This window comes from Marinobacter sp., assembly GCF_034669625.1.
In the GTDB taxonomy this organism is placed as follows: Bacteria; Pseudomonadota; Gammaproteobacteria; order Pseudomonadales; family Oleiphilaceae; genus Marinobacter.
Genome location: NZ_JAXMOY010000004.1, coordinates 161,608 through 181,426, shown reverse-complemented (window position 1 = coordinate 181,426; position 19,819 = coordinate 161,608). Strand labels below are relative to the sequence as shown.

General features: G+C 53.2%; 16 protein-coding genes. 15 read left to right on the top strand and 1 reads right to left on the bottom strand.

All coding sequences use genetic code 11. The features are described 5' to 3' along the window. Nucleotides 1-160: 160 nt before the first annotated feature. From VOI14_RS05450 to ccoG, 5 genes are all read left to right on the top strand, one after another. On the top strand, nucleotides 161-688 hold the full coding sequence (locus VOI14_RS05450; protein WP_323751019.1) for a cupredoxin domain-containing protein: 528 nt from the start codon (nucleotides 161-163) through the stop codon (nucleotides 686-688). Nucleotides 689-728: 40 nt separating this feature from the next. Then, entirely contained in the window at nucleotides 729-2,453 is a 1,725-nt protein-coding gene (locus VOI14_RS05445) for a copper resistance system multicopper oxidase (protein WP_323751018.1), read from the top strand. Further along, nucleotides 2,450-3,187 (top strand): copper resistance protein B, encoded by a 738-nt coding sequence (locus VOI14_RS05440; RefSeq protein ID WP_323751017.1) that lies wholly within the window; start codon nucleotides 2,450-2,452, stop codon nucleotides 3,185-3,187. The genes VOI14_RS05445 and VOI14_RS05440 overlap by 4 nt, the downstream gene beginning before the upstream one ends. Nucleotides 3,188-3,321: 134 nt before the next feature. Continuing rightward, on the top strand, nucleotides 3,322-4,728 hold the full coding sequence (locus VOI14_RS05435) for a PLP-dependent aminotransferase family protein (protein ID WP_323751016.1): 1,407 nt from the start codon (nucleotides 3,322-3,324) through the stop codon (nucleotides 4,726-4,728). Between the two features lie 109 nt (nucleotides 4,729-4,837). Next, complete coding sequence (ccoG, locus tag VOI14_RS05430) at nucleotides 4,838-6,232, top strand: cytochrome c oxidase accessory protein CcoG (protein WP_323751015.1); 1,395 nt, start codon at nucleotides 4,838-4,840, stop codon at nucleotides 6,230-6,232. On the opposite strand, the gene VOI14_RS05425 is transcribed toward ccoG, so the two are convergent. Next, the gene (locus VOI14_RS05425; RefSeq protein WP_323751014.1) at nucleotides 6,212-7,168 is read right to left on the bottom strand and encodes a LysR family transcriptional regulator; all 957 of its coding nucleotides are present in this window, start codon (nucleotides 7,166-7,168) and stop codon (nucleotides 6,212-6,214) included. The genes ccoG and VOI14_RS05425 overlap by 21 nt on opposite strands. 101 nt (nucleotides 7,169-7,269) lie before the next feature. Here VOI14_RS05425 and VOI14_RS05420 point away from each other — a divergent pair, with 101 nt between their 5' ends. The 10 genes from VOI14_RS05420 to VOI14_RS05375 all read left to right on the top strand — a co-directional run bounded on the left by VOI14_RS05420 (nucleotide 7,270) and on the right by VOI14_RS05375 (nucleotide 19,807). Then, on the top strand, nucleotides 7,270-8,310 hold the full coding sequence (locus tag VOI14_RS05420; RefSeq protein WP_323751013.1) for a zinc-binding alcohol dehydrogenase family protein: 1,041 nt from the start codon (nucleotides 7,270-7,272) through the stop codon (nucleotides 8,308-8,310). A 330-nt stretch (nucleotides 8,311-8,640) separates the two neighbouring features. Further along, on the top strand, nucleotides 8,641-10,362 hold the full coding sequence (locus VOI14_RS05415; RefSeq protein WP_323751012.1) for a sensor histidine kinase: 1,722 nt from the start codon (nucleotides 8,641-8,643) through the stop codon (nucleotides 10,360-10,362). Next, nucleotides 10,355-11,704 (top strand): sigma-54 dependent transcriptional regulator, encoded by a 1,350-nt coding sequence (locus VOI14_RS05410; RefSeq protein WP_323751011.1) that lies wholly within the window; start codon nucleotides 10,355-10,357, stop codon nucleotides 11,702-11,704. Before VOI14_RS05415 ends, VOI14_RS05410 begins: the two co-directional genes overlap by 8 nt. Next, complete coding sequence (locus VOI14_RS05405) at nucleotides 11,701-12,987, top strand: ABC transporter substrate-binding protein (protein WP_323751010.1); 1,287 nt, start codon at nucleotides 11,701-11,703, stop codon at nucleotides 12,985-12,987. Before VOI14_RS05410 ends, VOI14_RS05405 begins: the two co-directional genes overlap by 4 nt. 259 nt (nucleotides 12,988-13,246) lie before the next feature. Further along, nucleotides 13,247-14,893, top strand: a complete 1,647-nt coding sequence (locus tag VOI14_RS05400; RefSeq protein WP_323751009.1) for a fatty acid--CoA ligase — start codon at nucleotides 13,247-13,249, stop codon at nucleotides 14,891-14,893. Between the two features lie 142 nt (nucleotides 14,894-15,035). After that, nucleotides 15,036-15,845: an ABC transporter ATP-binding protein gene (locus VOI14_RS05395; protein WP_323751008.1), complete on the top strand. Its 810-nt coding sequence runs from the start codon at nucleotides 15,036-15,038 to the stop codon at nucleotides 15,843-15,845. Further along, the gene (locus VOI14_RS05390) at nucleotides 15,842-16,570 is read left to right on the top strand and encodes an ABC transporter ATP-binding protein (protein ID WP_323751007.1); all 729 of its coding nucleotides are present in this window, start codon (nucleotides 15,842-15,844) and stop codon (nucleotides 16,568-16,570) included. The genes VOI14_RS05395 and VOI14_RS05390 overlap by 4 nt, the downstream gene beginning before the upstream one ends. 65 nt (nucleotides 16,571-16,635) lie before the next feature. Beyond that, nucleotides 16,636-17,850: an ABC transporter substrate-binding protein gene (locus VOI14_RS05385; protein WP_323751006.1), complete on the top strand. Its 1,215-nt coding sequence runs from the start codon at nucleotides 16,636-16,638 to the stop codon at nucleotides 17,848-17,850. Nucleotides 17,851-17,943: 93 nt separating this feature from the next. After that, on the top strand, nucleotides 17,944-18,831 hold the full coding sequence (locus tag VOI14_RS05380; protein ID WP_223133352.1) for a branched-chain amino acid ABC transporter permease: 888 nt from the start codon (nucleotides 17,944-17,946) through the stop codon (nucleotides 18,829-18,831). A 49-nt stretch (nucleotides 18,832-18,880) separates the two neighbouring features. Further along, nucleotides 18,881-19,807: a branched-chain amino acid ABC transporter permease gene (locus VOI14_RS05375; RefSeq protein WP_323751005.1), complete on the top strand. Its 927-nt coding sequence runs from the start codon at nucleotides 18,881-18,883 to the stop codon at nucleotides 19,805-19,807. Nucleotides 19,808-19,819 lie beyond the last annotated feature (12 nt).

Here is a 19,819-nt window from a genome sequence, read left to right as displayed (position 1 = left end):
GGAGCTTCCTGAATCGAGGCTGAATGATAAAACGTCTGAAATTTTCAGCAAGAATTCAGGTTGGTGCGAGAAAGTATGAAGCTCTTAATTCCTGGTGACGCATGTGGTTGGAAAACCCCACGAATTGGCGCACTTCGAAACCCTTGATAGGAGAATAGTTATGACTCTGGCAAAAAGCATGGTTCTGGCAACCGCAGTCTCATTGTCACCGGCAATTTTTGCAGCGGGAACCCATGGTCAGGGCCACGGGTCTCCGATTGGTGAACCCGCGATGGCTTCGGAAGCCGGTCGTACGATCACGGTGGAGCTGCACGATAACTATTACGAGCCTGAGCAAATTGAAGTGAGTGCAGGGGAGACGGTTCGGTTTGTCTTGACCAACAAGGGGAACTTGGTTCACGAGTTCAATATCGGAACCCCATCAATGCATGAAGCACATCAAGAAGAAATGGCGATGATGGTCGAGCACGGTGTCATTCAGGGTGGCACGCTCAATCACCACATGATGGAAATGGACATGGGGAATGGCCACACCATGAAACACGATGATCCCAACAGTGTCTTGGTTGAACCCGGCAAGAGCGAGGAGATCATCTGGACGTTCAGTAATGAAGGCAACATTGAATTTGCCTGCAATGTCCCTGGCCATTATCAGGCTGGAATGTATGGCGAAATAACCTTTAAGTAAGCCGTTTCTTCAGTCGCTAATAAATATACGGAGTAATCCCATGACAAAACGCCTTCTGGCAGGGCTTTTCGGGCTTTTTTTGTCGGCATTGGTGTTCGCTGGCGAATACAACCTGACGGTCGACCGGGTACAGATTGATACCGGCGATTTCATCAAAGAAGGTATTGGCTATAACGGCAAATCCCCGGGGCCCGTGCTGCGCTTAAAAGAAGGGGAAACGGTCAAAATCAATGTCACCAACAATTTGGATGAGATGACCTCCATTCACTGGCATGGGCTTATTCTGCCGTTCCAACAGGATGGTGTTCCGGGTATTAGCTTTCCAGGCATTAAAGCCGGTGAGACCTTTACTTATGAATTCCCGGTGGCCCAGGCGGGTACATACTGGTTCCACAGCCACTCTGGTTTCCAGGAGCCCGATGGGGCGTTCGGCGCTATCGTTATTGAGCCCAAAGGACGCGAGCCGTTCCGTTATGACCGGGAATACGTCATTCAGTTAACGGACAAACACCCCCACACCGGGGACCGGATTATGCGCAACCTGAAAAAGATGCCGGATTATTACAATCGAGAGCAGCAAACGGTAGGGGAATTCTTTGATGATGCCAAGACGAAAGGCTTTTTAAATACGCTCAAGGATCGCATGGCTTGGGGCGATATGCGGATGATGAAGGCTGATGTCGAGGATGTTCAGGGTTTCACCGGCATGATTAACGGAAGGGGACCAGAGCAGAACTGGACCGGATTGTTTGAGCCGGGTGAGCGTATTCGGTTGCGGTTCATTAACTCATCTGCCATGACCTACTTCGACGTTCGCATTCCCGGACTGAATATGACCGTGGTTCAGGCTGATGGCAATAACGTACAGCCGGTTAACGTGGATGAATTCCGCATCGGGGTTGCCGAGACTTACGATGTGATCGTTAGGCCCCGCGACGCACAGGCTTATACGATTTTTGCCGAGTCCATGGGGCGCTCTGGGTATGCTCGCGCAACGCTGGCCCCGGAAGAAGGCATGGAAGCGCCAGTTCCAACCATGCGGGAGCCAGCACGACTCACGATGGCCGATATGGGTGGTATGCACGGCATGGATCATGGCGGCATGAGTCACGGAGACATGAACCACGGGACCATGAGTGAAATGGATCATGGTGATATGGCCGGGATGGACCATGGATCGATGGAGAGCATGGACCACTCGGCCCACGGCAACATGGGGACCGACAAGCAAAAGCCAAATGATCCGTTCTATGCCCAAGGCAGCGGCATCACGCCCGAAGCCGCCAACGGAGGGAAGTTCCTGTCCTATGCTGACCTTAAAGCTCAGAATCCCTTGTATGAAGAGCGGGAGCCGACCCGTGAAATTGAACTTCGCCTGACGGGTAACATGGAGCGGTATACCTGGAGCATAAACGGCATCAAATACGAGGATGCAGACCCAATCCGGCTGCAATACGGCGAGCGTGTCCGCTTTAAATTCGTCAACGAAACCATGATGACACACCCTATGCACCTCCACGGCATGTGGTCCATTCTCGATGTGGGAGCAGGTGAGTGGAACCCGGTGAAGCATACTGTGAGCGTTCAGCCCGGCACCACTGTCTTCATGGAAACTGAAGTGGATGCACCCGGGCAATGGGCCTTCCATTGTCATCTGTCTTATCACGCGGCTGCCGGTATGTTCCGTAAGGTCGTTGTTGAAGGTGGCCCGCAGTCCTCACAGGCATCCGCCGAGAGGGTGACGAACGAAGGAGAAGGCGTATGAGGCTTTCTCAATTCTGGCTCAGCGCTCTGGTGCTAATGCCTGGTTTGGCCGCCGCTCAGGGAATGATCGAAGACGACACTGAGCGCAAGCAACCGTTGAAGATCTGGGGTGTCCAGTTTGAAGAGTTTGAATACCGCTACAGCGATGACGATGAAGAGTGGGGGGTCTGGAATGGCGATTTCTTCTATGGCACTGACGATCTAAAAATTCGCTGGCTGTCCAAGGGTGAATACGCTATCGAGGAGCAAGGCTATGAAGGCCTGGAGAATCAGGTGGTCGGTCAGATTCCAATTTCAACCTTCTTTGACGCCAAGGCAGGTGTGCGCTTTGACACGCCGGAAGGTCCAGATCGCACTTACGCAGTATTGGGTGTTTCCGGACTGGCTCCCCAGTGGTTTGAGATCGACGCGAGCCTGTATGTGAGCGATGAGGGAGACGCATCCGCCGAGCTGGACGCTGAATACGAACTTCTGTTGACCAACCACTGGATCTTGGCTGCAACCGTGGATGCTTCTATAGCCTTCAGTGAGGATCGGCAAATAGGCATCGGCAAAGGGTTGGTTTCGACCGAAACGGGCTTGAGGTTGAGCTATGATCTGATCGACCGCTCTTTTTCACCCTATTTAGGCGTTGTCCACGAGCGAAAGTATGGCGATTCGGCAGATTTCGCAGAATCTGAAGGAAGTAGCACTGAGGACTGGTTTGTGGCTGTTGGAGCCAGAATCTCTTTCTGACCGTTCGCTAGTCGCGTCGCCGTCACCGAATCGAGGCCCATTCGGTGACGGCGACGTTTTGGAACTCGGTGTAGCCTTGGAAGATCGTTTGAATCTATATTATGGCCCGACGTTGTACCTGTTGAGCCGACACCATGGATAGTAGCCTCCCGAAGTACCAATTACTGGAAGATGAAATAGAGCAAGGTATCGTGGCTGGCCGGTGGAAATGTGGCGAGCGATTGCCCTCCATCAGAACGCTGTGCGACCTGCACGGTTGCGCAAAGATAACCATTCAGCACGCGCTACAACGGCTCGAAGCCAAGGGATTGATAGAATCCCGTGAGCGGGCCGGTTTTTTTGTTACTTATCAGAACGAAGAATTCGACACGCCCTGCCGGATGGAGCGCATTGAATCACCCAAGCCCGTATCGGTAAGCGAGCTGTTTCGGGATATTATGACGAGAAGTGCGGCGTTTGATTTGACGCCGAGTCTTCACTCGGGAGAAATGCCTCAAGGCATCGTCCAGCTTAACCGTTCAATTGGTCGGGCATTACGGCGTCAGAAAGGCGATTTTCAATACTACGATGAACCCGCGGGCGACCCCGGCCTGAGACATCAGCTTGCGACGCTATTTTCCAAAAGAGGCTGGAAGACGGATGCATCCGAACTTTGCATTACCTCGGGATGCCAACAGTCTCTATTTCTGGCCTTGCTTACGGTTTGTTCCGAAGGCGATGTTGTCGCCGTAGAATCACCGGGCTTCTATGGCGTTCTGCAGTTGCTGGAGCAATTGAGATTAAAGGTTATCGAGGTGCCAACCTCTTTGCAGACAGGCATGGATGTCGCTGCGTTATCCGATATTCTGGACCATTGGGACGTTCGCGCTTGCGTAGTACAACCCGCGTTCGCGACACCAGGAGGTGCGGTTATGCCAAGAGCCGCCCGAAGTCGGCTACTCGAACTAGCCGAGGAGCATGACCTAGCCATTATCGAGGATGATATCTACGCCGAAACGGGCTGGTCTGGTGTGCCAGACACACTTAAATCTCTGGACCAATCGGGCCGGGTTATTCATTGCAGCTCGCTGTCAAAAGTACTTTCTCGCGATCTTAGGCTCGGCTGGGTAAGTGGGGGCCGGTGGCACGCTCACATTCTGCAAATGAAACTGACCTCTCAATTAGCGAGCAGTCGCTTCGTTCAACAAGGTGTTGCAAGCTTTATCCAAGAGGGCGATTACGCTGCGTTCGTGCGCAAGTTTCGTCTTCGATTACGAGAGCAGCGGGACCAGTTACTGGAGCATTTGGCTGCATGGCCATTGGCTGTGCGGACAACGGCTCCTCAAGGCGGTTTAGCCGTTTGGGTCGAATTACCAGAACAGATCAATACAATTGATGTCTATTCTAACGCGCTGGATGAGGGCATCGTCATCACACCAGGAAGCCTCTTCTCAGTGTCAGAGCGGTTTGGTAATTGTTTAAGAATCAGCTTTGCTCACCCTTGGGACGAGCAAAGGACGCGCGCCCTCAAACGCATATTGGAGCTGGTTCAAGACCAGTGACGGCTGACTGTACCTATAAAACTTAAAAAAATTGGGCCTGTCTCTAGTTTTAGCAGGCCTCCATACTTTCCCGATCAGTTTCATACAACTTTGGGAAGGTAAACGGTCAATGAATCGACTGATCCCGGTCACACAGGTTTCACCGAGCTCCTCGCCAAGTCGGGCGTCCAGCAAGATCTACCCACGAAGCTTTTCAGGCATATTCCGTCAAATCCGAATGGGCGGCGGCGCCATTCTGTTCGCTTTGTATTTTGGAACAGTCTGGTTGAACTGGGGCGAACGACAGGCTGTTCTATGGGATATCGCAGACAAAAAATTTCACATATTTAGCGCGACCTACTGGCCGGAGGATCTCGTTCTGTTGTCGGCCATCCTGATCATCTGCGCGTTCGGACTTTTCTTCATAACCGCTGTCGCAGGCAGAGTTTGGTGCGGATATGCTTGCCCACAAAGTGTTTGGATGTGGATCTTTCTCTGGTCTGAAAAACTGGCTGAGGGCGACCGTCGTCAGCGCATGAAGTTAGATGACGCAAGATTGAGTCAGAAAAAAATCCTGAGACGAGTGCTGAAGCATAGCCTTTGGTTGCTAATCAGTGTCGTGACCGCGGTGACCTTTGTTGGGTATTTCACCCCGATACGCCACTTAGTGCCGGATCTTCTGTCGTTTAATCTTTCAGGGTCAGCGCTCTTCTGGGTATTTTTCTTCACCGCAGCAACATACGTGAATGCTGGCTGGTTTCGTGAAAAAGTGTGTTTACACATGTGTCCATACGGTCGTTTCCAGTCTTCCATGGTTGATAATGAATCATTGGTGGTCGCGTACGATGCTGGCCGGGGCGACCCTCGCGGTAGCCGATCCATGGGCACAGATCCGTCTGCTCAAGGGCTGGGCGATTGTATAGATTGCGAAATGTGTGTGCAGGTGTGTCCGACTGGCATCGACATTCGTGATGGCCTGCAAATGGAGTGTATTGGATGCGCCGCATGCATCGACGCATGTGATTCGATCATGGACAAAATGGGCTACGAAAAGGGACTGATTCGTTACGCCAGTTTCAATGAGCTGAATAGCGGCACGAGGCATATCCTCAGGCCTCGCCTTGTCGCCTACTTTTTTATACTGGCAACCATGATTGGTTTGTTTTCCTGGGCTTTGGTCTCTCGGCCTTTATTAACAATGGAGGTTGAAAAAGATAGGGGGCTCTTCCGTTATAACGGCTCGGGACTGATTGAAAACAGTTACCTACTCAACTTAACCAATAAATCCAATGAAACGCGGCATACCTTCATTGCGGTCTACGGTGCCGAAGGATTCAACATGCGTGGGCCGGATGGAGTGACTCTTAACGCCGGCGAACAGAGGGAAGTTCCGGTTGTACTGGAAAAAGATGCCTCAAGCGTCCTAGGGGCCGTTACCGATGTTTCCTTTGAAGTGACCACTTTCGAAGAGCCCGATCGGCGGATTGTCGCACCTACTACGTTTTTAACGCCCGCTCCCCGGTGAGGGTAATGGGCTCTTCCCTGAGAGCATTCCTTTAAGGTTCATCATTTGGATGATGTCCTGGCAATGCTCTTTCAGAGCATCCCTCAGCAATCGCACTGCTGGCGTGATCGATTGCCGTGTTGGGCAAATCAACCATAACTCTGAGACCGGTGGCGCATACTCAGGCATGACATTGACGACTCTTCCCGCCAGCAGGTCGTCCGAGATGTCGAGGCAGGATTTCACGGCCAGGCCGTGTCCCGCCGCACACCAGCGCCGAACCAGATCGCCATCGTTGGACGCCCGGTTGCCTTTCATTTTTACTCGAAACTCCTCGTCGCCCCGCTTAAAGGTCCACAAATCGTAGGGAATGTCCTGCAGTTGATAGAAGAGACCGTTGTGGTTGGCCAGATCGTGTGGGTGCGCGGGGGTTCCATGCTCGCTCAGGTAACTCGGTGTAGCGCAGAGGAGGCGTGGAATGTCACAGATTTTGAAACCATACAGATTGGAGTCATCGGGCGAGCCGTAGCGAAGAGCCATATCGACGGAATCCCGGAAAAAATCGACGTTGCTGTCGGTAATTTGAACGCGCAAGCTCAGCCCTGGGTGAGAGGTCATTAATTGGTCGATCCACGGGACTACCCGGTTCCGGCCAAGATCGGATGACACCGATAGCCGAATTTCTCCTGCAACGGCTTCTTCGCCGGAGCGAATGTTCTGTCGGGCCTCGTCCAGCAATGCCAGTGCCTGCTCGCATTGAGGCAGATACTTTTCGCCGGCCGCTGAAAGACGAAGGTGGCGGGTAGAGCGAACAAACAGTTCAAGCCCCAATGTCTGTTCAACGCGTTTGACGGCCGCGCTTGCGGTCGCAGGGCGCATATCAAGGCTGGTAGCGGCCGCCGTAATGTTTCGGAATTCGGCCACTTTGAGCACAACGGTCAGATCGTCGAAGGTCATTTTCAAAAACTATTTGAATATGTTTATGAGATTAGCCTGTTTTTCGTAGTGTAATTAAGGATCAAACTGAGTGCCACTACCAACTCACTCGGGAGAAGCCCATGAAAGCTGTTGGATACACCGACTCTTTACCCATCAACGATCCAAAATCTTTGCAGGACGTTGAACTGCCACAGCCAGTTGCTACAGGAAGGGATCTGTTGGTCCGGGTTAGGGCGATTGGCGTCAATCCGGTTGATGCCAAGGTGCGCCAGCGTGCCGAAGCAGAGGCGGGTCAGATTAAGGTTTTGGGCTGGGACGCCGTCGGAGAAGTCGTCGCGACGGGCGAGGGCGTCTCATTATTCAAGCCTGGCGATCAGGTGTACTACGCAGGCGATGTTACCCGTCAGGGCAGTAACGCGGAGTACCAGATCGTTGATGAGCGCATCGTCGGCCGAAAGCCCGCGAGCCTGAGCGATTCGGAGGCGGCAGCACTGCCCCTGACAAGCATCACCGCCTGGGAAATGCTTTTCGACCATCTCGGTCTTGTGCAGCAGGACCCAGGGAACATTACCCCAAGTAATGAGGTAGTCCTGGTGATTGGCGCCGCCGGAGGGGTTGGTTCCATACTGATCCAGTTGGCCAAGAAACTGACCGGTGCCACCGTGGTGGCGACCGCCTCGCGGCCTGAGTCGCGCCAATGGGTGGAATCATTGGGGGCAGATTTTGTCGTGAATCATCGTGAGCCGCTGCAGCCGCAGATCGAGAAACTGGTGTTGGAGGGATCAATCACCTCGATCTCTCACGTGGCCAGTTTGAACGCCACCGATCAGTACTTTGATGATTATGTGGAGTTGCTCCGGCCGTTCGGGAAAATTGCCTTGATTGACGATCCAGCGGCCCTGGATGTAATGAAGATGAAACCGAAGAGTCTGTCGCTTCACATTGAGTTTATGTTCGCCCGTTCCATGCATAGCGCCGAAGACATGCAGGTTCAGCACGAGCTGCTGGACAAGGTCGCGAGTCTCGTGGAACAGGGCTACATTCGCACCACCGCCGGGAAGAATCTGGGGGCAATCAATGCTGAACATCTGCGTGCAGCACATGCCGAATTGGAAGCAGGAACAGCGGTAGGCAAGATCGTTCTGGAAGGCTTCGAGTAATCAGAACTTCTGGATATAATGCCTGGCTTTAGCCCGTGACCGCTATCTGTTGATAGCAGCGCGGGCGAACTGTTTCGGAGCAGGTCGCTCTCACACCGCACCACGGCCTCACTAGATTCCCATTTCAAGCAATATGACATCTGCCTGAAATGGGAATCTGTCTACTCAGAGTATCGCCGATGCTGCCTGCTACAGGTGTCCCGGGATGCCGTGCGGGTGTATGCTCACAGGGTGTCCAGAGCAACACAGGCACTCCCGCTGGCCCATAAATTGCTTGTCACTTGAGAGTTAACCACCTGGCTCAGGCCAATATTTGAGAGTGATTCGACTGTGCAGGAACTTACCGGAAGCCAAAAGAAAATCAGTTTGTGGCGCCACAGTTTTGTACGGCGTTACCTGGTCATTGCGTTATTGATAGCGGTGCTTCCACTGGTAGTGGTCACCTGGCTCTATGATCGATTCACCGGCGAATTGCTTGAAGATTTAGGCGAGCAGAAAGTTCAATATTCCATGAACGCCACCCGCGCTGCGCTGTCTGGTTTTCTGAAAGCACGGAAGTTCGAGCTAGAAACGATTGCCGATTTACCCAATATCGAACGGTTCGTGTCTGAGGATCCCATGTCTTCGGAACTGGAACCGACGCATGCGCTCATCAGCTTTGAAACCGACAGTTTCGATATCTATGGCGTGCTTTTCTTTGACGCCCAATGGCAATTACAAACGGCGTTACCGGGTGTGGCATCGTCGGGGCCACCTTATTGGGGAGGCATGGAGCTTTCTCTGGATGGGTTGCCCAGACGAAAGTTTGCTGATTTCTGGTTAATCGGGCCCCAAGAACCTCGGCCCGGTCTTTCAGGCTGGTTCCTGTTGGCAGCGCCGCTCCCAATGAACGCGGGCGAAACGGAATCCCCCGGGTTTGTGGCATTGCATATTCGTTTTTCCAGCTTGACCGAGTTGCTAAAAAACCAGTCACAGATCGACGGTTTTACCCCGCTGATAAGCACCTCCGAAGGCCAACGGTTTACGGTTACGGGTCGAGTTGCTCAAGATCAAACGCCCAGTTGGCTTAGTGAAGAGTTCGCTCCCGGCTGGTCGATTGAAGTGATCAAGCATCATCCGGATGTGGACTTCAGCCAAGAACTGAGGCGCCCCGCCTTTCTGATGGGGGCGGGTGTATCAGTGCTGCTGGTCATCGGGTTATTCATGATTGTCATTCTGCGGACCAAAAGGCGATTTGGGCCGTTGCTTGAGGGCGCAGAAGCGGTCTCCAGAGGGGATTGGAATATTCATATCCCCTCTAAGGGGCATGATGAATTCACCTTGATGGCCAATGCGTTCAACCGCATGGGCGGCCGCCTGCAAGCGCTGATTGATTCGCGTCTTGAAGTCGAGAAAAAAGCGGTCCTTGGAGAATTTTCGGCCAGTATCGCCCATGAGGTTCGCAACCCATTGGCCACGATCAAGGTCTGCGTGCAAAGCTTCCCTCAGGACGATAACCCTCGCAACACTGAACTGATCACGCTGGTTCTGGAAGAGATCGATCGCGTTAATGAAGTCGTTGAGAATCTGCTGAGCTTTGCTCGTCCGTACGATCCTGAGCGGGTTTGGGTTACGGCTGGTGATTTACTTCGGCGTTTGGCCGCTCTGATCGATCCCCTCGCAGCCAGAGAGAACATCCATTTGAGTCTCTCAGGAGAACTCGATGCGCCCCTGTGTGTCGATGAAAATCAGATCCAGCAGGTGCTGATGAACCTGGCGCTCAACAGTATTCAGGCTATGCCTGAAGGGGGCGAGCTGAACCTCGATGTTCAGACCCTCAATGATAAAACGGTGATTAACGTCAGCGACACAGGTATCGGGATGGTAGCTGAAGCACTCGACAGGGCTACAGAGCCATTTTACACGACCCGAAGTCAGGGCACCGGCCTGGGCTTGTCTATTTCAAAACGCTTGGTACAGCTTAATGGTGGTGATTTGCGAATAACCAGTGAATCGGAAGCCGGTACGAGAGTTTCGTTGACTTTCAACGCTTCAAAGGACAGTCATGGATAATGCACTCATTCTGATTATTGATGATGAGCAGCGCCTGGTGCGCTCGTTGCAGTTAGCGCTGGGAGCCGATGGCTACCGGATCGCAACCGCCCACACCGGTAATGATGGAATCGAAACCGCGCTGGATCGTCAGCCTGATCTGGTGTTACTGGATCTGCGTTTGCCGGATCTCAGTGGACTCGAGGTATTGAAGCAATTGCAGTTGCAGTTGCCTGCTTGTCCGGTCGTGATGTTTTCCGCCCATGGGGATATCAAAGTTGCCATTGAGGCTGTCAAAAGTGGCGCCTTGGATTTTATTACAAAACCTTTTGATATTCACGAGCTTAAGCGTTTAATTTCACGCACATTAGAACGTTGCAGATTGGACAAGGAAGTGCGTTTTCTCCGTGAGCGCCAGCTAGGAGAAGCCCGCCTGATCGGCCGAAGTGAGGCGATGCGACGCCTGCAGGAAGACGTCACCCGTATCGCCCGAAGTGGTGCCAAAACGCTGCTGTTGCAGGGTGCTTCGGGCACCGGTAAAACGGCGGTAGCGCGTGAGGTCCACCAACTCTCAAAGGTCGCATCCGGTCCTTTTGTTGAGGTTAATTGCGCCGCTCTACCTGAACAACTGCTCGAAGCCGAACTATTCGGAGCGGAAAAGGGCGCCTATACCGGGGCCCACCAACGACGCTCAGGACTGGTTGAATTGGCGAACGGGGGCACGCTTTTCCTGGACGAGATCGGCGAAATGTCTTTGGCCCTTCAGGCTAAGTTATTGAGCTTCCTTGAAGACCATACCTACCGGCCCATTGGTTCCAATCGCGTTTATCAGGCAGAGGCGCGGATTATTGCGGCCACCAATCGGGAATTGGAGTTGGCGATTGAAGAGGGTAACTTCAGAGCGGACCTTTATTATCGACTAAATGTGATGCCGGTGCGGGTTCCGGAGTTGGCGCAGCGGAGGGAGGATATCCCGCTGCTTATCGAACATTTCAGCTTGAAAATGGCCGCCAGTGAAGGCTGTTCTCCGGTGTTGTTTGAGGCGGATATTATGGCCCACCTCGTTGATTACGACTGGCCAGGAAACATCCGCGAACTGAAAAACCTGCTGGAACGGCTGACGGTGCTTTATCCTGGTGAAGTGGTGACTCTCTCCATGCTGCCTCCGGAAATGCACCCGACCGATCAACCTATCCTCGCGGGTGATGGCTCTATTGAATCGCGTCTGGCGGAAACCGAGCGGGATATCATTCTCAGAACCTTGAATCAGGCGGGTGGGCGCAAGGGCGCCGCAGCAGAAAAACTGGGAATATCCCGCCATGCCCTGAAGCGACGGCTGCAGAAGTTGGGAATTAGCGAATGAAGCCTGAAAGTGTTTTGAATCTAACGCGGCTGTCGGCTGCGGCTTTGGGCATAGCCATTGGATTCTGGCCTTCGCTGGCCTCTGCCGCTGGGCAAGAGCCTTTGACAGGAGCGTCCCCGACCGAAGCTGAGCTTAGGGTTGGCTGCATTTACCCTTTGACCGGGCCGATGGGGTTTTTCGGGCGCGACGCGGATGTTGGCATCGGGATGGCTTTAGACCGACTTCAGCAATTGAATCATCAGTTGACGGAGGCTGGCGAGTCTAAGCTCTATCCCCGTCTTGAGGTTCTTCTTGAAGACAGCAAAGGTAAGCGCCATCGTAGCGCAACCCTTGCTCGTCAGTTGGTTGAAGAGCAGGGCGTCAGTGTTCTTTGCGGCGTGGTGTACTCAAGCATTGCACTGGAGATCAGTGCTTATGCGCAACAGCAGGAAATGCTATTCATTGGCGCAGGGCACAGTTCGTCAAGACTGACGCAGGAACCGGTTAATCCGTGGTATTTCAGGGTCAACAATGACAGCCGGCAATCGATGAGGGCCGGTGCGCGCTACTTGAAGGAAATGAAGTCAGAGCAGCCATGGACGACGCTAGCCTACGTCGGGCCCGATTACGATTATGGCCACCAGGCATTGGAGGACTTGCTGGAAGGACTGGAGGATCTCAATGTGCCCTTTGAGATCAGCGGGGAGTATTATCCCAAGCCCTCGGAGCCGGATTTTTCAGCTTATATTGAAGCACTTTTGATCTCGCCTCCAGATATCGTGATCTCCAATTTTTTCGGCGATGATTTTGCCAACTTTGTACGCCAAGCGCATTTGCAGGGATTGTTAGAAGTCAGCCGTCTGGCCAACTTTGACACTGGCGGTGGTTACGATGTGATTGCCGCCCTTGGAAATGACCTGCCTCCCGGAGTCATTCTTTCAGGGCATCACCATATCAATTGGCCGGACACGGCGAGAAACCGTGAGTTTGTAGCGGAGTTTCACCGACGCAGCGGCCGGTATCCGAGTTTCATGGCCGAAAGTGCTTATGCCGCGATATTTGCAGTTGCCGAGGCCTGGCGGCAGGCAGAGACCACCGACGCTGAAGGGATGCGCCGGACGCTCGAGGGACTGAAGCTGCCTTTGCCCGAAGACCCGCCAGGGTTTCAGTCATGGATCGATCCCGTGAGTCATCAAATAATGCAGGTGACTGCCATCGGCGAATCGGAGCCCAATGAAAACTATCCGCCCGCTAAACGCATGTTGGGCAACTGGAAGATCTATCTGCCGGAAATTCAGCCTTGATTGGCTGAGCCGTCAGGCATCGAGATCGGTCACTGCCATCCTATCTGATCATGAGCGCACGCCGCTCTTGATCAGATAGGGGGTGAGCGAAAACCGCTCATCGGTTCGGCCTAATCCGAGCGGTTTCCGCTCATAACTCCTCTTCTCTCAAACTCATCTCGGTTTTATTCGCCTAAAACAGCGGAATATTCTTTTTTTTAAGGTTGGCATCAGGATTGCTCTATCCCGGCAAAGCCCAAATAAAAAATCGAGGCCAACCATGAAAAAAACCAAACTGCTTCCTTCTGCTGAAAACGCTTACGAGTACCCTCTGCTGATCAAAAGCCTGTTGTTGTCAGGTAAGCGTTATTCTCCGAACCGCGAAATCGTTTACAGCGACATCTTTCGTTACGACTACGCGACTCTGAACGAGCGCATCGCACGTTTGGCGAATGCTTTGGAAAAAGCTGGAATCGGTGCAGGCGATACCGTTGCGGTAATGGATTGGGACAGCCACCGTTATCTGGAAGCCTATTTTGCGGTTCCCATGATCGGCGCTGTGTTGCATCACGTGAATATTCGCCTGAGTCCGGAACAGATCATTTACACCATGAATCACGCCGAAGATGACATTCTGCTGATTCACGATGATTTTCTTCCGATGGTCGAGCAGGTTGCTCCTCAGCTCAACACGGTTCGTGACTTTATCCAGCTGACAGACGGCCCGACTGCCGCTTCGACCACCCTGAATGTGGTCGGCGAGTACGAGTCGATGCTGGCTGAGGCTAGCACTGAATATGATTTCCCGGATTTTGATGAGAACTCGATTGCAACAACCTTCTATACCACTGGCACCACGGGTAACCCTAAAGGGGTTTACTTCAGCCACCGTCAGTTAGTGTTGCACACACTGGTTACAGCTATAACGCTGGGTAGCTCCGATTCAAACGCGCTGTTGCGGAGCGACGACGTCTACATGCCGATGACGCCGATGTTCCATGTGCACGCTTGGGGTGTTCCTTATATCGCCACCATGCTCGGAGTTAAGCAGGTCTATCCGGGCCGTTACGAGCCGAATCGTCTGGTTCAGCTGTTCCGTGATGAAGGCGTTACCTTCTCTCATGGCGTCCCGACCGTTCTGCAGATGGTGCTCAATTGCGAAGAAGCCAAGACGACCGATCTGTCTGGCTGGAATATGCTCACTGGTGGGTCTGCACCCACTCAGGCTTTGTCGGCTCAGATGGCAGAGCGAGGTATTAATTTCGTAACTGCGTACGGCATGTCCGAGACCTGTCCGGTCATCACGATGGTGAACCTGAGCGATGAGGAACGTGCGCTGCCAGTTGCTGAGCAGAGCGCCGCCCGAATTCTCGCCGGTATCGCAACACCTCTGGTTGATATTCGTATTGTTGACGCAGATGGCAACGACGTTCCCCACGACGGTGAGGCTGTCGGCGAAGTGGTTGCGCGGGCACCCTGGCTGACTCAGGGCTACCTGAAAGAACCTGAAAAAAGCGCCGAGCTATGGGAAGGAGGCTGGCTCCATACCGGTGATGTGGGTTCGATTAACAGTAAACACACCCTGCAGATCAAAGATCGAATTAAAGATGTGATCAAGACAGGTGGCGAGTGGATCTCCACCATCGAATTGGAAAACCTGATCAGCAAGCATCCTGGCGTGTCCGAGGTGGCAGTGGTTGGTATTCCTGATGAGCGTTGGGACGAGCGTCCAGTCGCTACCATCGTGCCTCGCGAAGGCGAAGAACTCACCCCGGATACCATCAAGGACCATCTCAGACAGTTTGTCGACAGTGGTGAAATTGCGAAGTGGGCAATTCCAGAGCGAATTGAATTCGCTGTTTCGATTCCAAAAACCAGTGTTGGGAAAATCAATAAAAAGGTAATTCGTAGCGAATTGCTCCCATAAAACTGAATCTTGCTTCATGCCTCTGAGTGCCATTAGCACGCACTCACCAGCCAGTTAGTCATCCCTTCGCCTCACCTTTTGACGGTTGTTGAAAGGTGAGGTGTGGGCGATGTCCAACAACAAATAAGAACAAGGAACACCTATGAACCAGGATCTGATCCTCGAGACGAGAGGCCTCGTCAAAGAGTTCAAGGGTTTTACCGCCGTCGACGACGTTAATCTGAAAATCGAACGGGGTACCATCCATGCCCTGATCGGCCCAAACGGCGCGGGCAAAACGACTGTCTTCAATCTGTTGACCAAATTTCTGACGCCTACCCGGGGCCAGCTGCTGTTTAACGGTCAGGATATTACCAAGAAAGATTCTGCCTCAATCGCGCACATGGGGATTGTTCGCTCCTTTCAGATCTCGGCCGTATTTCCGCATCTGACGGTACTCGAAAACGTTCGGGTTGCGCTGCAGCAAAAAAGAAAAGACACCTTTGCCTTCTGGCGTTCAGAAAAGATTCTCGACGAACTGAACAGTCGGGCTCTGGAGTTGCTGGATTCGGTGGGCCTTCGGGAGTTCTCCCATGCACAGGCCGTCGACCTTCCATACGGTCGTAAACGCTCGCTGGAGATCGCCACCACCCTCGCGCTTGATCCCGAACTGCTGCTTCTGGATGAACCTACCCAAGGTATGGGTCATGAGGATATCAGTGTGGTTGCCGAACTGATCAAAGAGGTCGGCAAGGATCGCACCATCCTGATGGTCGAGCACAATCTGAACGTGGTCGCAGACCTCTCCGACACCATTACCGTGCTTCAACGCGGAGCGATCCTGACCGAGGGCAACTACGAGACCGTATCGGCAGATCCAAGGGTGCGTGAAGCCTATATGGGCGTTGAAGAAGATCAGCTTGAGGGCGAGGGCACCGAACACAATGGCCCGGTCGTGGAGGCATCGGTATGAGCACGGCGACGAAGGTTCAATCCAACCGCGAAAAGCTCCGAATCAGCGATCTGCACGCTTTTTACGGCGAATCCCACATTCTCCATGGCATCGACATGACGGTTAACCAGGGCGAACTGGTGACTCTGCTTGGGCGAAATGGCTCAGGGCGAAGCACCACCCTGAGGGCGATCATGAACATGGTCGGTAAGCGCACCGGATCTATCGTGATCAACGGTCAGGAAACCCTGAATGTACCGGCCCATAAGATTGCTCACCTGGGTGTAGGGTTCTGCCCGGAAGAACGCGGCATCTTCGCCAGCCTCAATGTTGAGGAAAACCTGATGCTGCCCCCCAAGGTTCGTTCTGATGGCATGTCGGTCGAAGAGATTTATGACATGTTTCCGAACCTTGCCGAGCGCCGCAAAAGTCAGGGTACTCGCCTCTCCGGTGGCGAACAGCAGATGCTGGCCATGGCTCGAATCCTGCGTACCGGAGCCAATATTCTGCTGCTGGACGAAATAACCGAAGGTCTGGCTCCAGTGATCGTTCAGAACCTCGCTGGCGTGCTGGCGAAACTCAAAGAACGTGGCTTGACGATAATTCTGGTAGAGCAAAATTTTCGCTTCGCTGCGCCGATCGCGGACCGTCACTACTTGATGGAACACGGTCATATGGTGGACGAAATCAAAGCCCACGAACTTGTCGAAAAGACGGATCTGTTGAATACCTACCTCGGCGTCTAAAACCGAGGATGTTTTACCTGAACGAAGCATAACCTGTAACAAAAACAATGAGTTTGGAGATTATTATGAAACTGATGTTCAAAACTGCTGCTGCTACTGCTTTGATTGCCGCTGCCGGCATGGCTCACGGGAATTTGTCAGACGACAAAGTCAAAATTGGTGTCCTCACCGACATGGGCGGTGTCTACTCTGATATCACCGGTCAGGGCAGCGTCGAGGCTGTACAAATGGCTGTCGATGATTTCGGCGGTGAAGTGCTCGGCAAGCCGATCGAGGTGGTTGGTGCAGACACCCAGCTCAAGCCGGACATCGGGTCCACGATCGCTCGCCAGTGGATTGAAAGCGAGCAGGTTGATGTTATTAATGGTGCGGTTGCCAGCTCGGTTACCGGTGCTGTTACCAAGCTCATGAGCGACGCCGGAAAGATCACTTTGATCGCCGCTCCAGCCAGTCATGCATTCACCACCAAGGGTTGCTCTCCTTATAACGCGCATTGGAGCTACGACGTGGTATCGCTGGCCAACGGCACCGTGAAACCCATGGTTGAGGCTGGCAAGAACCGGTGGTTCTTCATCACAGCGGACTACGGTTTTGGTCATTCACTGGAGTCTGTTGCAACGGGCGTGATCGAGGCGAATGGCGGTGAAGTTGTGGGTGCTGTGCGTGCGCCGCTGGCTACTACCGACTTCTCCTCCTATATCCTGCAGGCTCAGGCTTCCGGCGCAGACGTCATTGCGCTGGCCAACACGGGCAGCGACATGGTTAACGCCCTTAAAACAGCCGCGGAATTTGGTGTCACCGAGATGGCTGAAGTAGCCGGTTTGCTGGTGTTTACCCCGAATGCCCAGGCCCTGGATCCTGCCATCGCAGGTGGCATGAAACTGACCACTGGTTTCTACTGGGATATGGATGATCAGACCCGCGAATGGTCCAAGCGCTATATGGCCCGCATGGACGGCACAATCCCTTCTATGGCTCAGGCCGGTGCTTATTCTTCCACTATGCATTACCTGAAAGCGGTAGAGGCAGCCGGCACCGACGAGTCTGATGCTGTTATGGCCAAGATGAAAGAAACGCCAGTCGAAGACTTCTTTTCACGTAACGGCTACCTGCGTATGGACGGCCGAATGGTTCACGACATGCTGCAGGTTCGGATCAAGACCGCTGCCGAGCGTAGCAATCCGAACGATATCTTCGAAATCGAGAAAGTGATCAAGGGTGAAGACGCCTTCTTGAAGCTCGAAGATGGTGGTTGTGAATTCGCACTGAACCATCAGTAACCTGACCGGGGCAGGGTTGCCTGCCCCTTAATCCCTGATTTACGACAAGAAAGGGAAGCTTCGGCCTCCTTCTAGCTACTGTTGGGTGTGGTTATGGCAACTTTTTTCGATATCAATCTATTTGCCCTGTTCGGACAACTGCTGATCGGATTGATCAACGGCTCTTTCTACGCGTTGCTTGCTCTGGGCCTTGCGATCATCTTCGGTTTGCTGAAGATCATTAATTTCTCTCAGGGCGCGCTCTACATGCTTGGCGCTTTTGCCGCGTGGATCGGCCTGAATTATCTGGGAATCAGCTATTGGTGGGCGCTGGTACTGGTTCCACTGGCCGTGGGCGCATTCGGAATTTTAATGGAGCGCGTGCTCATCCGGCCCATCGCGAACGAAGACCACCTATACAGCCTGCTGCTCACGTTTGGCATTGCCTTGATACTGCAAGGCCTTTTCAGTCACGGCTTTGGTTCTTCCGGTTTGTCCTACCCAATGCCTGAAGAGCTCAGAGGCGGGACGCGTCTGTCCTTTATGTATTTGCCCAACTACCGGGCCTGGATCATCGTATTCTCATTACTGGTTTGCGCGAGCACCTGGTTCATGATCGAGAAAACCAGACTAGGCGCCTATCTGCGTGCTGGTACCGAAAACCCTCAATTGATGAAGGCTTTCGGGATCAACGTACCGCTACTGGTCACCCTGACATATGGTTTTGGCGTTGGCCTCGCGGGCCTGGCTGGTGTATTAGCCGCGCCAGTTTACACAGTGTCCCCGGACATGGGGGCGAACATCCTGATCGTGGTCTTTGCGATCGTCGTTATCGGCGGCATGGGTTCCATCGGCGGCGCAATTCTCACCGGACTGGCGATGGGTATTGTCGAAGGGCTCACCAAGTACTTTTATCCCGAGGCCTCCAATACCGTGATCTTCCTGGTAATGGTGCTGGTGCTGCTGGTTAAGCCAGCCGGCTTGTTTGGCAAGGAAGCGTAGAAATCCCTGCGCTACATTTTCGCCGCTGATTCGTTGTGAGGTAACAAACATGTACAACAAAAAGCTCAACCTGGTGTTACTGGGCCTAGCGCTGGTCGCTCCTTTCGTTTTTTATCCTGTTTTTCTTATGAAGGTGCTTTGCTTTGCTCTGTTCGCCTGTGCTTTTAACCTGCTGCTGGGATTCGCCGGGTTGCTTTCTTTCGGCCACGCAGTTTTTCTGGGAACTGGCGCCTATGTCACCGGCTATGTGATGACCACCTACGGTCTCACGCCGGAACTTGGCATTCTCGCAGGCGTTGTTGTGTCCGCGCTGGTTGGTTTCGTCTACGGCAAACTGGCGGTTAGGCGTGAAGGCATTTATTTTGCCATGGTTACCCTGGCGCTGGCCCAGCTGGCGTTCTTCTTTTACCTTCAGACACCGTTCACGGGCGGCGAAGACGGTCTTCAGGGCATCCCGCGTGGCAACTTGTTTGGTCTGATCGACCTGACCGACAACATGACCATGTATTACTTTGTTTTGGCCGTCTTCATTATTGGATTTCTGACCATTTACCGCACCATTCACAGCCCCTTTGGTCAGATCATGAAGGCAATCCGCGAGAACGAGCCACGGGCCATTTCTCTGGGTTACAAGGTAAACCAGTATAAGCTGATGACGTTCGTCATCTCCGCCACACTGGCAGGCCTTGCGGGTTCCACCAAAGCACTGGTATTCCAGCTGGCGTCCCTTACCGACGTTCACTGGTTCATGTCGGGCGAAGTGGTTTTGATGACCTTGCTGGGTGGTATGGGCACGATCTGGGGACCGGTTGTTGGCGCAGCGAGTATCGTTTCCATGCAGAATGTTCTCGCCTCCGGGCCTCTCGCAAACTATATCCATGTCGTCATGGGCGTAGTGTTCGTGATCTGCGTGTTGGCGTTCCGAAAGGGACTGGTCGGTGAATTACAGAAGTTGCTGAGAAAAAATGTCAGTTGAGTCGATTTGATT